The sequence below is a fragment of the Enterobacter cloacae complex sp. CDL013 genome (genome assembly GCF_049238805.1).
GTDB classification, from domain to species: Bacteria; Pseudomonadota; Gammaproteobacteria; order Enterobacterales; family Enterobacteriaceae; genus Enterobacter; species Enterobacter hormaechei_C.
In genome coordinates this window covers 205,569-221,095 of the sequence record NZ_JBMKGT010000003.1, presented here as the reverse complement: position 1 = coordinate 221,095, position 15,527 = coordinate 205,569, and the positions used below count along the sequence as shown (strand labels likewise).

The 15,527-nt window shown below is 56.1% G+C and carries 15 protein-coding genes; 8 read left to right on the top strand and 7 right to left on the bottom strand.

Features of this window, described 5'->3' with window-relative positions; all coding sequences use genetic code 11:
• Positions 1-19: 19 nt before the first annotated feature.
• From ypdE to dcuC, 6 genes are all read right to left on the bottom strand, one after another.
• Positions 20-1,060 (bottom strand): aminopeptidase, encoded by a 1,041-nt coding sequence (ypdE, locus tag ACOTXD_RS06805; RefSeq protein ID WP_023315611.1) that lies wholly within the window; start codon positions 1,058-1,060, stop codon positions 20-22.
• Positions 1,033-2,145 carry an aminopeptidase gene (ypdF, locus tag ACOTXD_RS06800; protein WP_126501140.1) on the bottom strand — a complete coding sequence of 371 codons (1,113 nt, stop codon included), beginning with the start codon at positions 2,143-2,145 and terminating at the stop codon, positions 1,033-1,035. The genes ypdE and ypdF overlap by 28 nt, the downstream gene beginning before the upstream one ends.
• A gap of 11 nt (positions 2,146-2,156) precedes the next feature.
• Positions 2,157-3,407 (bottom strand): PTS fructose transporter subunit IIC, encoded by a 1,251-nt coding sequence (locus ACOTXD_RS06795; protein ID WP_045342256.1) that lies wholly within the window; start codon positions 3,405-3,407, stop codon positions 2,157-2,159.
• A gap of 27 nt (positions 3,408-3,434) precedes the next feature.
• The gene (locus ACOTXD_RS06790; RefSeq protein ID WP_017382483.1) at positions 3,435-3,758 is read right to left on the bottom strand and encodes a PTS fructose transporter subunit IIB; all 324 of its coding nucleotides are present in this window, start codon (positions 3,756-3,758) and stop codon (positions 3,435-3,437) included.
• A 173-nt stretch (positions 3,759-3,931) separates the two neighbouring features.
• Positions 3,932-4,741: a ribonuclease I gene (gene rna, locus ACOTXD_RS06785; RefSeq protein WP_023324308.1), complete on the bottom strand. Its 810-nt coding sequence runs from the start codon at positions 4,739-4,741 to the stop codon at positions 3,932-3,934.
• Between the two features lie 94 nt (positions 4,742-4,835).
• On the bottom strand, positions 4,836-6,203 hold the full coding sequence (gene dcuC, locus ACOTXD_RS06780; protein WP_017382481.1) for an anaerobic C4-dicarboxylate transporter DcuC: 1,368 nt from the start codon (positions 6,201-6,203) through the stop codon (positions 4,836-4,838).
• Positions 6,204-6,542: 339 nt separating this feature from the next.
• On the opposite strand from dcuC, the gene ACOTXD_RS06775 reads away from it, so the two are divergent.
• The 7 genes from ACOTXD_RS06775 (at position 6,543) to cspE (ending at position 14,005) form a co-directional block, all read left to right on the top strand.
• Entirely contained in the window at positions 6,543-6,944 is a 402-nt protein-coding gene (locus ACOTXD_RS06775) for a hypothetical protein (RefSeq protein WP_032657570.1), read from the top strand.
• A 53-nt stretch (positions 6,945-6,997) separates the two neighbouring features.
• The gene (locus tag ACOTXD_RS06770) at positions 6,998-7,291 is read left to right on the top strand and encodes a copper-binding protein (RefSeq protein ID WP_032608845.1); all 294 of its coding nucleotides are present in this window, start codon (positions 6,998-7,000) and stop codon (positions 7,289-7,291) included.
• An 11-nt stretch (positions 7,292-7,302) separates the two neighbouring features.
• A complete protein-coding gene (locus ACOTXD_RS06765; RefSeq protein WP_045335816.1) occupies positions 7,303-8,559 on the top strand; it encodes a TolC family protein in 1,257 nt (418 codons plus the stop codon).
• A complete protein-coding gene (locus ACOTXD_RS06760; protein WP_061855897.1) occupies positions 8,556-9,755 on the top strand; it encodes an efflux RND transporter periplasmic adaptor subunit in 1,200 nt (399 codons plus the stop codon). The genes ACOTXD_RS06765 and ACOTXD_RS06760 overlap by 4 nt, the downstream gene beginning before the upstream one ends.
• Positions 9,752-12,868, top strand: coding sequence for an efflux RND transporter permease subunit (locus ACOTXD_RS06755; RefSeq protein ID WP_061855896.1), 3,117 nt, complete (start codon positions 9,752-9,754; stop codon positions 12,866-12,868). The genes ACOTXD_RS06760 and ACOTXD_RS06755 overlap by 4 nt, the downstream gene beginning before the upstream one ends.
• Positions 12,869-13,029: 161 nt before the next feature.
• Positions 13,030-13,605, top strand: a complete 576-nt coding sequence (gene pagP, locus ACOTXD_RS06750) for a lipid IV(A) palmitoyltransferase PagP (protein WP_045342250.1) — start codon at positions 13,030-13,032, stop codon at positions 13,603-13,605.
• A 190-nt stretch (positions 13,606-13,795) separates the two neighbouring features.
• Positions 13,796-14,005, top strand: coding sequence for a transcription antiterminator/RNA stability regulator CspE (gene cspE / locus ACOTXD_RS06745; RefSeq protein WP_002439184.1), 210 nt, complete (start codon positions 13,796-13,798; stop codon positions 14,003-14,005).
• A 219-nt stretch (positions 14,006-14,224) separates the two neighbouring features.
• On the opposite strand, the gene crcB is transcribed toward cspE, so the two are convergent.
• Positions 14,225-14,608 (bottom strand): fluoride efflux transporter CrcB, encoded by a 384-nt coding sequence (gene crcB / locus ACOTXD_RS06740; RefSeq protein WP_061855895.1) that lies wholly within the window; start codon positions 14,606-14,608, stop codon positions 14,225-14,227.
• A 67-nt stretch (positions 14,609-14,675) separates the two neighbouring features.
• Here crcB and ACOTXD_RS06735 point away from each other — a divergent pair, with 67 nt between their 5' ends.
• On the top strand, positions 14,676-15,464 hold the full coding sequence (locus tag ACOTXD_RS06735) for a deaminated glutathione amidase (RefSeq protein ID WP_050870439.1): 789 nt from the start codon (positions 14,676-14,678) through the stop codon (positions 15,462-15,464).
• The last annotated feature ends 63 nt before the right edge of the window (positions 15,465-15,527 follow it).

The window sequence follows — 15,527 nt, the reverse complement described above, 5'->3', positions numbered from 1 at the left end:
TCCTCCTGGCCGCGTGAGATCAGCATCTGAAGTCCGTCAGATGATCCACGGTCTCACGGTTCATGCCTGCCACAAGCGCGACAAGCAGTTGTTGGGTGTGATGAATGTCTTTTTCGTCGGCAATGGATGCCGCGCAGTGCCCGTGTCGGGTAGGGGGACCAAGCACAAGAGTCGGCACGCCAGTGCCGAAGAGATGGATCGCCCCGCCGTCCGTTCCGCCGTTGCTGAACATGTCTTTTTGCAGCGGGATCCCCTGCGAGCGCGCGATCGTCTCAGCCAGCGCAATCAGTTTGGCTGGGGCGATGAGCGTTTTGTCGTACAGCACCAGCATCGGGCCCGCACCGATCTGGCGATGGTTGGCGCTGCCATAATCGAAATTTTTTGACCAGCAGGCGGTATCCAGCACCAGCGCGATATCAGGATGAATGGCGCGCGTGGCGGTCTGGCCGCCGCGCAGGCCGACCTCTTCACTTGAGCTGGCCACCAGCCAAAGCTCGCAGTCGAGCGGCGTCTGGTGCAGCTCGCGCAGCAGCGCAATCAGCAGGTAACAGCCGAGACGATCGTCGAAGGCTTTACCCATCACCCGATTGTGTGGAAGGGTCTGAAAGGGTGTATCGAACGTCACGCGGTCGCCTGCGTCGATACCGGCGGCGAACACCTCCTCCGCCGACGTCGCGCCAATGTCGACACGCAAATTGTCAACGTTTTCTCCTTTCAGATCCCCATCCAGCAGTCCCGGTATTTTTTCCCCGTTACGCGTGGTGATGCGCACCGGCTGAAGGGTACGGGCCATCATGCGCACGTTGCCGATGGGCAGGACATCAATGGCCCCTTCGCGCGAGACGCTACGCACCATAAAACCGACTTCATCCATATGGGCGCAGACCATCACCTTCGGGCCCCGGCTCTGGTTGACGCGGATAAGCACGGAACCCAGCCCATCAAACTGAACCTCTTTATGGTATTTTTGCGCCTCACTGAGCAGGATGTCGCGCACCTCTTGCTCTGAGGCCGCAATGGCGTCTGCTTCGCTCAGGGCGCGCAGTAAATCTCTGTCCACTCTTGTTCTCCCGTCAGCAATAGCCGTTTGTCGAGGTTATAAAGCACCTCGGCGCCCGTTTCCGTCACCAGCACCACATCTTCAATTCGTACCCCGCCCAGGTGTTCAAGGTAGATCCCCGGCTCAACGGTCAGCACCATGCCGGGCTGCAACGGGGTGCGGTCGGTAGGGGAAAAACGTGGATTTTCATGAACATCAATACCAATGGCATGGCCGGTGTTATGCCCGAACTGCGGACCGTAACCTGCACGTTCAATCACGGAACGTGCGGCGCTATCGATCTGATGACAGGAAACGCCGGGGCGGATGGCATCAATAGCTGCCTGTTGTGCCGCCAGAACGATCTGGTACACCGCATAGAGAGGGTGTTCCTCCGGCGGCGTGTTTTGCCCGGCGACAAGAAAGGTCCTTGTCATATCCGAGCAATACCCCTGGTGTTGGGCGCCGAAATCAAGGGTGATCATCTCGCCAGGCATAATCACTTTGTCAGAGGCTTTGCCGTGGGGCAGCGCACCGCGCGGCCCGCTGGCGACAATGGTGTCGAAAGAGGGCTTGTCCGCGCCCTCCTGCTTCATAAACCACTCCAGCTCGGCAGCGACTTCACGTTCGCGCATACCGGGCTGAATGAAACGCCGGATGTGCTGTGCGGCGCGGTCGGCAATGCCGCATGCTGCACGGATACGGTCGATTTCGTCAGCGGTTTTTATCTGCCGCAGCGCGTCAAGCGAGGTGCTGCAAAGGGCGGTATTCAGCGTATCGCGCCACAGCACGCCTGTTTGCCAGCTCACGTATTCACCCTCAAAGCCAAGACGGGTGAGAGCTTCCTTCGCAATAATCTGGTTCACCGCCTGCGCAAACGGGTTCTCCGTGTTAAGCAGGTGCATCTCATAGCCCGCCGCTCGTGAAGCGATATCGCTGTAGTAACGGAAATCCACCAGGATATGTGCCGCGGTTTGTGTCACCAGCACATAGCCCGAACCGGTTGAAATGCCCAGGTGCGGCTGTTTATTCTGGCGCGAAGAGATGAGCACGCCGTCCAGTTTTTCCGCAGCCAGCCAGGCACGAAGCCTTCTCAGTAATTCCATGGTTCACCCCGTTACAGCGTGTCGATAGCGAGTTTCCCGCGCTTGTGCAGACTGTTACGAATAATCACTACCAACAGCGCGGTGATCGCCGCCCCGACCACAATACTGAGCATGTACGCCCCCAGATTGGTGACCAGCGGCCACGCCCAGATCGCCGATTCAGGGAACCACTGCACGGCACCGAGCGCGGTGGCGGTCATTGCACCGGCGATCGCGCCCGCCATATACGCCGGCAGCGTCGCAAGCGGATTTTCCAGCAGGAACGGGATGGCCCCTTCACTGATGCCCATAAAGGCGAGGAACATGGCCGTTTTGCCTTGCGGATAAAGCTGCGGACTAAACAGGCGTTTGCCGGTCAGACGATGGTCAATCAGCGTGGCCAGCCCCAGACCAATGGGCGGAATAACAATCGCCACGGCGCGGGAGGTGATGGGCAGGACATGATCGGTTGTCAGCCCCAGGCCAACAAATCCCGCCGCTTTGTTAATGGGGCCGCCAAGATCAATCGCCGTGGCCGCCGCCATCCCGATGGCGTACATCATGGAGCCCGCCTGACCCGCCGCCAGCAGTACGGTCCGCATACCTGCATTCAGCCAGCCGCCAATCGGCGTGATGATGTAATACATCGCCAGCATCACAAACAGCGCCGAGAGGATTGGGATCAGAAAGGTGCTTTTAAAGGCCAGCAGATACTGTGGAACGTTAATGCGGCTATTCAGCCATTTGACCAGATAGCCTGCGGCTATGGCGATAATCAGTGCGCCAATAAACGTGGAGGGCACGGGTTTGGTGGCAAGCCAGGTCAGTTTTTCCGCATCAAAGTTCAGCACCAGCGTCGGCTGCGTGGCGACAAGGCCACCAATAAACCCGGCCGGGAAGGCCAGTTTTCCGCCGATAGAGTTGGCGACAAAGGCGGCAAACATTGGGATGGCGAAGCTGAACAGCAGCCCGCCGAACGATTCAGTCAGATAGCCAAATTTCAATAGCGAGAGATTGAAACCGGTGAATTTGCCTGAGTTAAGCGCGTCGAGAATACCGGTGTCAGGCGGGATCTCCAGCCAGACGTAGGCGATAAGCTGTGAAATGGCGAGGATAACCCCGCCCATGATAAGTGTTGGCACCATGCGGGATATCCCCGACATAATGTGCTGTGGAAGCTCTTTCCAGAAAGACGCACCGGCGGCAACCGGTGCGGATTTGATGGCAAGTGTGTCACCCTCGTGACTGTTCGGGCGAACCGCGCTGCGTTTTTTAATAGCCATGACGAAAACCCCTGGATGTGAAGATTATTATTGTTCTGCTGCAATCATCTCTTCGATCTCTTTCAGGGTGCCTGCCGCGTTTTTAATGGCGTCCTGAAGCGTAATCTCATACACGTCGCGCGTTTCGAAGCGTTCATTGTCTTCCGGGGTGATCGCGATGGCGTGGATGATAATGTCAGCGTCGGCAATATCCTGCGGGGTCAGGCGATTCTGGATCCCGTCCGCGCCCTGGGTTTCAATTTTTACCTCATAACCGGCTTCCGTCGCCGCGTCTTCCAGCGCCTGGGCTGCCATGAAGGTATGTGCCAGGCCCATCGGGCAGGCGCACAGTGCAATCAGTTTTTTAGCCATGTGAAATTCCTCCTGTAGATAACGCCACGATTATGACGGGGAGGTTTCAGTGATGTTTACCAGATTAATAATGCTTTTGCTGGAAAAATGATGCGTGTGAGCGGAAGTGTGAGGTTAATCGTCATATCACGGAAGCCGATGAAAAACCGGGCAAAAAGTTGCCCGGCGCAGCATCAGTAACCGGCTTTATCAATGACAAACTGTTTGCCGCAGTTGCCCGGATGCGGCTGTGGCGCAAAGGAGCCGGCAGAGAGTGGGTTGTTGATGGTGCTGGCGTTCAGCGAGATCTGCATTTCGGTCAGATAAGCCGGATTGCCGTGGCAGGTAAGCTTGAACGCTTTTACGCTCTGTTTTCCCCAGCTTTTGGCCACGGCTGCATCGAAGTCGCTGCGGCGGACGCTTTTGCCATAGTTTTCCGCCAGAAATTTTCCTGCCGCGCTGTGCTTCACTTCCTGGTTCATGCGCACCATGGTGCCGAAGTAAGCGTCGGGATCAAAACCAAAGCAGACGCCGTGTTTCGCGTATTCATAACGTTCAAGGCAGGAGTTGCCGCCCGCGCCGGGCATCACGCTGTTCAGCTTCGCCGCGCCCGTTAGCGATAGTCCGGTCTCTGCGGCGTCACATTTGCGGCTGGCTTTTGCTTCCGGCATATTCGGAACCGGACGAGTGGCGCAGCCGAAGCGCATCCAGCGGCGTTCATCCACTCCGCGAGCGGCAATCGATTTCGGCAATGCTGGCCATAAGCCGTGGACGGTCAGAAAATCGGTTTTGTTGCTGCTCTCTTTTTGCAGGCGACACTCTTCCGGTTCGTCACGGTTACGTTCGACCATGCTCTGGCAAAATCCGGTTTGCCAGGAAAGGGCCAGAACGTAGCGATCGAAATCGCCGTACTGGGTTGGCTTAAGCGGATCTGCCTGAATTGAGAAGACACAGAGTGCAAGCGCTACTGCGCCAGACGGGATAACGATATCCTTCCTGAACATTTGCTTTCCTGATTGGTTGGGCGCGATTAATTTCTGGGGGTTATTAAAGCACAAAAAGCGCCCGCAGGCGCTTTTTGGAAATCAGGAATTTCGCTTAGGCAGCGCCGGGAACCAGTACTTCGGTGGCGATAATAACGATAATCAGGCCAACCAGCACCGGCACTGACGTGCGTTTTACCACTTCAAACGGAGAGATTTTCGCCATCCCCGCAACCGCAACCACCACGCCCGATACCGGAGAAATGGTACGACCCAGGTTGGAGGCCTGAAGCATTGGAATGGACAGGTAAGCTGGGTTGATGCCGGAGGAGTGTGCCAGCTTAGGGATCATCTCAACAAAGGCGTAGAACGGCGCGTTACCGGAGCCGGTGGTCATCGCCGCCAGCATGGTCAGCACCACCAGCACCAGCATCAGGATAATGCTGGCCGAGCCGAACGAGGTGGCGATAGAGATCAGGCTCTGAATAAAGCCGATGGTGCTCAGCCCCTGGGCAAACACCCCCGCGGCAACCAGCAGCATCACCACGCCCGCGAAGGCATCCGCCATACCGCGGAAGGCTACTTCCAGACCCGTGAACACTTTCTGGGTGTTAAAACCACGAACGAACTCCAGGATGGCCGCCAGCAGCATACAGATCACCAGGATAGTGATGATGTGCAGCTGCGGGCCCCATTTGCCGTCGAAAATAAGCACGCCAATAATCGGCGTGAAGGGCAGGATGGAATAAAACGCCGGGGCGGTAGTGGTGATTTCGCTGACGTCCATCATTTCGTGGCTGACGTTCTCTTTCTTATCGAGATAGCGCTGCCAGAAGAAATGCGCCACGCCCATGCCGAGAATAGCGGTGATGGAGATCGGCAGTGTGGTTTTGAAGGCGAAGTCAATTAGCGACATTTCCGCGGCTTTCGCGGCCAGCACTACGTCACCGGAAGTAGGGGAGAGAATAATCGCCGCCGGAGAGGCGCAAATAGCCGCCGCTGCACCACGGCTGATCCCGACGTTAACCATTACCGGGAACAACGTTGCCATTAACAGCACGCCAAGGCCCGTTGCTGAGGAAACGGCTAATGACATCAGACAGGCCAGGAAATAGGCCGCGACCATCAGCAGATAGGGGGAGTTAATATATTGCAGCGGCTTAGAAGCCAGCTTTACCACCATATCATTCGCGCCGATATGGGTCATATAGGCAGCAAATCCGCAGAGCATCATGATCATCATGCCCAGATCGCCGCCGCGGCTCATCAGCAGAATTTTTATATATTCCACAATATCGGTAGCGGTATATCCGGTACTGGCTTCGCTGGCGGGTAAAACCTGATGACCCATTAGCGCGCTAATGATCAGCAGCGTCAGGCCGCCGACAAATAGCACGCCGGTGGCTGAGTAACCTTTAATGATGTAGCGTGCTACACCGACAATGACCACGACTCCAATGAGGAGTTCGAGAAAAGTAAGCATGATTTCCCCTGTTTCCTTGCTGCCCGAGAGACAAATAATCAATAAAAAAGAAGCTGAAATGTGCCGAATAAATGTCCAGTCCTTGCTGATTAAAATCAAGAAAGAGACTACTAAAGTCACTGATGACGATATTTTTGCTAGCCCTGCGTCATTTATATTAAGACGTTATTGACCTGATGAATAGATATTATATGTCATTAAATTGATGGTGAAGTGTTAAGGTTTTGAGTATTACTTGTCGACAATCGATTTAAAACGTAAATCTCTTTAAAACCACTTCTCTTTCATTCTTTTGCCTGCTTATACTCGGTTCACTTTCTCCTGTCCGACGATCTGAATATGCACGCCAGCTGGACATATCGCCTGCGCTTTATCAAAAAACATCTGCTGATGTTTTTGCTGGCGTTTGGCTGGCTGTTGATCCAGACTCAGGTGGCCGTCGCCTCCCATCAATGTTCAATGGATTTGCGCGGTGAGGTGGCCACTATCCAGCACATGGAGATGATGGCGCAACCGGGGCCGCATTATGCTGCCGGTGCTTCACCGCTGTGTGAAAAACATTGTGTGCCGGATCAGGTACAAAAAGATCCTGCCCAGCCGCATCTGGTGGCGCTGCCTGCCGCCATGACCCTGACCTTAACGACCCCAGAGTGCTCGTCTGCAAGCCATTCTGCGTGGTCCGTTACCCCTCCTGCTGTGGGGCCGCCGGCAACGATCCGCTATTGCCGGTTTCGGGAGTAAAAACCTGTTAATTCGTTGATTTTATTTACTTAACGTTTAACAGGAGTTTTATCATGCGTACCGTATTCCTTTCCGCGCTGGTTGGCGCGTCCGTCTCTTTCGCTTCTTATACCGTTCAGGCAAACCAGACCTGGCAGGGCCGCGGCGTGGTTCAGTCGATCTCTGACAGCGCCGTCATGCTCCGGCACGAGGCCATACCGGAACTCAAATGGTCAGCGATGACCATGCCGTTTACTTTATCTGCCGGTGCCACGCTGAATGGCACCAAACCGGGGGATGAGGTGACCTTCACGCTTGAGCGTGCGGGTGACGGTTTCCAGATTATCTCGCTGACGCCAGCGCGCTAAGCGAGGTCACCATGAAACAACACACACTGAGCCTGTGGCTCGGTGGGGTGTTGTTCGGCCTGTTAACCTCCGCCGCGCAGGCGGAGCCGTGGACGCTCGAACACACCCTGACCGAAGCCCAGCGCTACTCAGCAGAACTCTCCGCCAGCCGTAACGAAGCGCAGGCGCTGGATGCGATGGCGGATTCCGCCACGCAATTACCTGACCCAAAACTGAAATTCGGTATCGAAAACGTGCCGGTACAGGGCAGCAACGATCGGCGGCTGACGCGCGAAGGGATGACCATGCAGAAGGTTGGCATCATGCAAAGCTACGTCAGCTCAGAGAAGCGGGAACGTAAAGCGCAGACCTTTCAGGCGCAGGCGCGAAGCGTGCTGGCAAAATCCGAAGCCGTCCGCGCCGCGCTTCAGCGTGATACCGCCCAGGCCTGGCTGGATCTGGCGCTGGCCCAGCAGGCACTGAACACGGCCAGAACGCTGGTCCGTGAAACGGAACGTCAGCGCGGCGTGCAGAAGGCGAGCGTCGGGGCGGGAAGCGCAATGCCGGACAGCGTACTGGCCCTGCAAATGATCCTCAGCGCCATGCGCGACAAAGAGACGCTGGCGCAGCGGGATGTGCAGCTGGCGCAAAGCCGCCTGCTGGAGCTAACGGGGCACGCTATAACGGAGGTTCGCGGTCCGCTGCCGCGTTATCAGCGTCTTCCTGCCAATGAAAAAACGTTGCAGGAGGGGATCGTCAGGCACCCGGAAGTGGAGGCCGCGCGACGTGAAGCAGAGACCGCGAAAGCGCGTTCAGCGCAATCTGCCGTGGCGGCGATACCCGATGTGGATGTGGAGGTCTATTACGCCCACCGCGCTGAAGGCTATGACGATATGGCTGGCGTGATGTTTAGCGTGGATCTGCCACTGTTCCAGTCAAAACGTCAGGACAAGGATTACGCCGCCGATGTTTCCCGCTCTATGCAGGCGGTGGATCAACTGACGCTGCTCAAGCGCGAACACATTGCCCAGGTGCAAACGCTGGTGGCGCAGTATCAGGCTGCGCAAACGGTGTGGCAGCGACAGCGGGACGAGGTACTACCGTTGCAGCGTCAACGGCTGGCGGTACTGACGGCGCAATATCGCTCTGGACAGTCGGCGCTTCCGGCCCTGCTGGAGGCGCGTCGTGGCGTACTGGATACGGAACTGGCGGTGAACCAGGCGGAGCGCGAAATGGCGCGAACCTGGGCTGCCGTGAACTGGCTGATCCCGCAGGAGCTGGCGCAATGAAAAAAACAACGTTAATGGCGATTGCCATCGCGATAGCTGCCGCTGGCGGCTATTTTGTCGGAAAGAAGCAGACGCATCAGCCGGCTGCGGCTGCACAACCCTCTGAACGTAAGGTGCTTTACTGGTACGACCCTATGGTGCCCGGTCAGCGCTTCGATAAGCCGGGTAAATCCCCCTTTATGGATATGGATCTGGTCCCGCGCTACGCCGATGAAGCACAGGCGGCGTCAGGCGTGGCCATCAGCACTCAACAGCAGCAAAACCTGGGGATGAAAACCGCCAACGTTGAGATGCGCCAGCTGGTTTCGCCGTTCTCGGCCTTTGCCACGGTTGCAACGGATGAACGTAACGTCTCGGTGGTGTCAGCCCCGGCCAATGGCGTGGTGTCAAAATTGTTTGTTAATGCGCCGCAGCAGCAGGTGAAAGCCGGAGAGGCGCTGGCGCAACTGTGGATCCCGCAGTGGACCACCGCCCAGCAGGAGTATCTCGCGGTTCGTCAGCTTGGCGATGCCGCATTGACCCGCGCCGCACGCGAGCGGCTGGCGTTGCAGTTTATGCCGGAAGAGGTCATTCGTTTGCTGGAGCGTAGCGGTAAGCCGCAGACCACGCTCACCCTGCGCGCTGACCGGGCGGGGTATGTGGTGAAGCTGGACGTGCGGGAAGGGGCGCAAATCACCGCAACGGCGCCGCTGTTTGAGATCGCCAGGCTCGATCCGGTCTGGCTGGTGGTCGATTACCCGCAAACGCAGGCGCAGTCTCTGGCAGTGGGCAGCAACGTGGTCGCAACGTCAGAAAGCTGGCCGGGGGAGCAATTCCACGGCACGGTCAGCGAATTGCTGCCGCAGATGGAGACGACCACGCGAACCCTGAAAGCCCGTATCGTGCTGGAAAATTCCGCACATAAGCTGAAGCCGGGCATGTACCTCTCCGTCAGGCGTGCGGAAGAGATGAAAGGCCCGCCGGTGCTGGCGGTGCCGGAAGAGGCGGTGATTAACAGCGGAGAGTCTGCGCGTCTGCTGCTGGCTAGCGGGGACGGTTATTTCCGGCCTGTGACGGTGACAACCGGCCTGACGGCGCAGGGCTGGACGGCGATCCTGTCCGGGGTCAAAGAGGGCGATAAGGTGGTGACGTCCGGGCAATTCCTCATTGATTCCGAAGCCAGCCTGCGTAGCGTGATGCCGGAGGTGACGCCATGATTGCCGCTGTGATTCGCGCCTCGTTGCGTAACCGCCTGCTGGTGATCCTGGCCGCACTGATGATGGCCAGCTGGGGCTGGTGGGCGGTGCAGCGCGCGCCGCTGGACGCGTTGCCCGATCTGTCTGATGTGCAGGTCATTATCAAAGCGAGTTACCCCGGGAAAGCGCCGCAGGTGATTGAAGATCAGGTGACCTGGCCGCTGACAACCTCCATGTTGTCTGTGCCGGGCGCCAAAACCGTGCGCGGTTTTTCAATGTTTGGTGACGCTTATGTGTATGTGCTGTTTGAGGATGGCACCGATCTCTACTGGGCGCGATCCCGGGTGCTGGAATATTTAAGCCAGGTACAGGCGCAGTTTCCGCCGGGCGTGAAGGTGTCGCTGGGGCCGGATGCGACGGGCGTCGGCTGGATCTACGAATATGCACTGATCGACCGTAGTGGAAAACACAGCCTGGCAGATCTGCGGGCCCTACAGGACTGGACGCTTAAGTTCGAGCTTAAGACGGTACCGAATGTATCTGAGGTGGCAAGTATTGGCGGAATGGTGCGTCAGTATCAGATCGTGGCGGACCCGGCGAAAATGCGCGCGCTGAATATTACCCACAGCCAGCTATCCGGCGCGGTGCAGGCCGCCAATAAGGAGAGCGGCGGCGCCCTGCTGGAGATGGGTGAAGCGGAGTATATGGTGCGGACAACGGGCTATTTGCGCTCGCTGGAGGATTTTCGCAATGTGGTGATCGCCACCCGCGATGGCGTACCTGTCCTGCTGAAAGATGTCGCCACCATTGGCATTGGCCCGGAGATCCGCCGGGGTGTGGCGGAGCTTAACGGTGAAGGGGAGGTTGCTGGCGGCGTAATCGTGATGCGCTACGGGCAGAACGCGCTGGAAACCCTTCGCGCGGTAAAAGCGAAACTGAGCGAGCTGCAAAAAACGCTGCCGCAGGGCGTCGAGATTGTTCCGGTCTACGATCGTTCCACGCTGATTGAGGACTCGGTCAAAACGCTGACGCACAAGCTGCTCGAAGAGTTTGCCGTGGTGGTACTGGTGTGTGCGCTGTTCCTGTTCCACCTGCGCTCCGCGCTGGTGGCGATGGTCTCTCTGCCGCTGGGGATCCTCGGGGCTTTTGTGGTGATGCACTATCAGGGCATTAACGCGAATATGATGTCGCTCGGCGGGATCGCCATTGCCATCGGGGCGATGGTGGATGCCGCAATTGTGATGATTGAAAACATGCACAAGGTGCTGGAGCAGTGGCGGCATGATAATCCGGGCAAGGAGCCCGCGCCGGGGGAATACTGGCGTCTGGCGGAAAAGGCGGCGGTTGAAGTGGGACCGGCGCTGTTTTGCAGCCTGTTAATCATCACGCTGTCATTTATACCGGTTTTTTCGCTGGAAGCGCAGGAGGGGAGAATGTTCTCGCCGCTGGCGTTCACCAAAACCTGGTCGATGGCCGTGGCCGCCGGGCTTGGGATCACCCTGGTGCCGGTGCTAATGGGCTTTTTCATTCGCGGGAAAATCCCGGATGAGAAGGCAAACCCGATCAACCGCCTCCTGATCCGCCTGTATGAGCCGCTGCTGGACAAGGTACTGACCTTCCCGAAAACGACGCTGGCACTGGCATGTCTGCTGCTGATCGCCACGCTCTGGCCGCTGAGCCGCCTGGGAAGCGAATTTATGCCGCCGCTGGATGAAGGAGATTTACTCTATATGCCCTCCACGCTGCCGGGGATCTCTGCTCGCGAGGCATCACGGCTGCTTCAGCAGACGGACCGCTTGATCAAAAGCGTCCCGGAGGTGGCGAGCGTGTTTGGCAAAGCCGGTCGGGCAGAGTCGGCAACCGATCCCGCGCCATTAACCATGCTGGAAACAACCATCCACTTTAAGCCCCGCGAGCAGTGGCGGCCAGGAATGACGCCGCAAAAGCTGGTGGAGGAGCTCGATAAAACCGTGTCGCTGCCGGGCATTGCCAATGTGTGGGTGCCGCCTGTCCGTAACCGTCTGGACATGCTGGCAACCGGGATCAAAAGCCCGGTCGGCATTAAGGTGAACGGCAATAATATTGCCGACATTGAGCGTGTGGCCCGGCAGATTGAGCAGGTGGTGAAGGACGTTCCTGGCGTCTCCTCTGCGCTGGCGGAGCGTCTGGAAGGCGGACGCTACGTGGATATTCGTATCGATCGGCAAAAAGCCGCGCGCTACGGCGTTTCCGTCGATGAACTGCAAAGCCTGGTCTCCACGCTGGTCGGGGGCGATAACATTGGCGAGGTGATCCAGGGACGCGAGCGGTATCCCATCAACCTGCGTTATCCCCGCGATTTGCGTGATAACGTCGACGCGTTGCGGGTGTTGCCGGTAGTGACCGCCAGCGGTAGCCAGGTGGCGCTGGGGGAATTGGCCGATATCGTCGTGACGGAAGGCCCACCGATGCTAAAAAGTGAAAACGCGCGCCTTTCCAGCTGGATCTATGTTGACTTGCGCGGGCGCGATCTGAAGTCCGCCGTGGATGAAATGCAAAAACGGGTGGAGGAGAAGGTGGTATTGCCGCAGGGCGTGTCTCTCTCCTGGTCCGGGCAGTTTGAATATCTGGAACGGGCGACCGCGAGGCTCAAAATAGTTTTACCTGTCACGCTGATGATTATATTCGTCCTTTTATGGTTAACCTTCAGGCGGATATCAAATGTCCTGATAATAATGGGGGCATTGCCGTTCGCGCTTATTGGGGGCGTGTGGTTATTGTGGCTGCTTGAATATAATTTGTCAGTGGCGGGGGCCGTTGGCTTTATCGCCCTTTCCGGAGTGGCGGCAGAATTCGGCGTAATTATGGTTCTTTATTTGAATCATGCGATCGATAAATATCACAGGCTGGAGCCAGAAGGGGGAAATACGGTGCTGATGCGGGCGATCCACGAAGGTGCCGTGCTGCGCGTGCGTCCGAAGGTGATGACGGTCGCCACTATTATGGCAGGACTGCTGCCCATCATGTGGGGGAGTGGGAGTGGCTCGGAGGTGATGCAACGTATTGCCGCGCCGATGATTGGTGGCATGGTAACGGCACCGTTATTGTCGATGTTAGTTATTCCCGCACTCTACAAATTGTTACATCAACGTTAAATATGTCAACTGCATGTGCTTATTCAGGCATGCAGTTTATGTATCCTCAGATTATTCCCAGGAACGGGATGGTAATTAGGAATAACACCCATGCTGTTAAGCGTTCATTCAAGTATTCTGTGTTAAGGTCTGCACCGAATACTAAATATGGTAATGGCATTGTGATTGTACGAATTAAATTCCCCCTGATTTTGTTGTTTATTATTGGGCAGTTATCGTGTGCGTCTGCTGTTAATGCAGACAGCAATACAGCGGATAAAGGCTGGTTCACCACCTTCACGGATAACGTCGCGCAAACATGGAATGAACCTGAGCATTACGATCTCTATATTCCGGCCATTACGTGGCATGCACGTTTCGCCTACGATAAAGAAAAAACAGACCGTTATAACGAACGTCCGTGGGGGGCCGGCTTCGGTCAGTCTCGCTGGGATGAAAAAGGTAACTGGCATGGCCTGTACCTGATGGCGTTTAAGGACTCCTACAATAAATGGGAGCCTATTGGCGGTTACGGCTGGGAAAAAACCTGGCGTCCGTTATCAGACGACAACTTCCGTCTCGGGCTGGGCTATACGGCAGGGTTTACGGCGCGTGATAACTGGAAATACATTCCTGTTCCGGTACTGCTGCCGCTTGCCTCCATTGGTTACGGTCCGGCGACGTTTCAGATGACCTACATACCGGGTACGTATAACAACGGTAACGTTTACTTTGCCTGGATGCGGTTTCAGTTTTAACTGAATTTTTCTGCTAAATCGGCCAAAAAATGCACAGACATTAAAATGTAAAGGATAAAAATCGGACAGCGAAAATTAACGCGACTTTTGTCACTTTTTATCAAAGATCCGCTGGACAAAACGCCTCACAATTGTTGTACTGATACCCGACACAGCATTTGTGTCGTTTTTTAATGTAAAGGTAATTTTGATGTCTAAGATTAAAGGTAACGTTAAGTGGTTTAATGAGTCCAAAGGATTCGGTTTCATTACTCCTGAAGATGGCAGCAAAGACGTGTTCGTACACTTCTCTGCAATCCAGTCTAATGGTTTCAAAACTCTGGCTGAAGGTCAGCGCGTAGAGTTCGAAATCACTAACGGTGCCAAAGGCCCTTCTGCTGCTAACGTAATCGCTCTGTAATTCAGACGCGTCAGCAAGAATTTCAAAACCCGCTCAATGAGCGGGTTTTTTTCGTTCTGAATCAACCGATAAGATAGATCTTCAGGAAGCTGGCGACGATCGCGACGCTTAGCAATACCATACCTGCGCCTAAGAGATTTTCTTTCATGCTATCACCCTCGTTCAATATTGAGCCAAGAGTGACAGAGAAAAATTAAGCCAACATTAAGGTTGCCGTGCTTAATGTCCGCTGGCGGAGGAAAATAACCAGAATGCGATCGCAGTCATCGCAAACGAGCCAAGCATGTTAACGGCAATGTTCGTCAGCGCCCAGCCCACCCGGCCTTCCTGAAACAGAAACACCACCTCCGCAGAGAAGGTAGAAAACGTTGTTAAGCCGCCGCAGAAACCGGTTGTAATCAGAACCTTCCACATAGGGTCGATGTTGGTCATGCGATTAAACCAGGCCAGCCCCATCCCAATAATAAACGCCCCGATCAGATTTGCCGCCAGTGTCCCCATCGGAATGGCCTGATGCAGAGGGTTAAACCGCATGCTTAAGAGCCACCGCGCAACGCTACCCGTGCCTCCACCAATAAAAACGGCTATAAGTAGTTGTAACACTGTCAGTACCTGCTATTTGCTGTGTAAGTGCGTCGAGTGTAACGCTGTTTTTGACCGGGAGACAATTATGTATGTTGCAGTAGGGCAGTTCGCGGTGACGCCGGACTGGAATGAAAACGCGGAAAAATGCGTCTCCCTGATGCATGCGGCGAAGCAAAAGGGGGCGTCGTTGCTGGTACTTCCCGAGGCGTTACTGGCCCGTGATGATGGCGATCCGGACCTGTCGGTAAAGTCTGCGCAAACGCTGGAAGGGGCGTTTCTGAAACGACTGCTGGCCGAAAGCGTTGGCAGCGCGCTCACCACGATATTGACGGTCCATATTCCGTCCTCGCCGGGGCGCGCGGTGAACACGCTGGTGGCGATACGTGAGGGTGCCATTGTCGCGAGCTACGCCAAACTTCATCTGTATGATGCGTTCAGCGTTCAGGAGTCGCGCCTGGTCGATCCGGGGAGTGTAATTCCGCCGCTGATTGAGGTGGAGGGTTTTAAGGTTGGCCTGATGACCTGCTACGATATCCGTTTTCCCGAGCTGGCGCTGAACCTGGCATTGCAGGGGGCGGAGGTGCTGGTTCTGCCCGCCGCGTGGGTCAAAGGACCGCTTAAGGAGCATCACTGGGCGACGCTGCTGGCAGCACGCGCGCTGGATACCACCTGTTACGTGGTAGCCGCGGGTGAATGTGGTAACAAAAATATTGGGCAGAGCAGGGTTGTCGATCCGCTGGGGGTGACGGTTGTTGCGGCAGCGGAGACGCCTGCGTTATTGCTGACGGAGATAATTTCAGCCCGAATAGCGCTTGCGCGGCAGCAATTACCTGTTCTGCGCAACCGCAGGTTTGCGCCACCGCAATTAATGTGATGTTTTTTTCAACAATGCTTGATTCACCTTGTTACAGATTGCTATTGTGTGCACGCGCCAAAT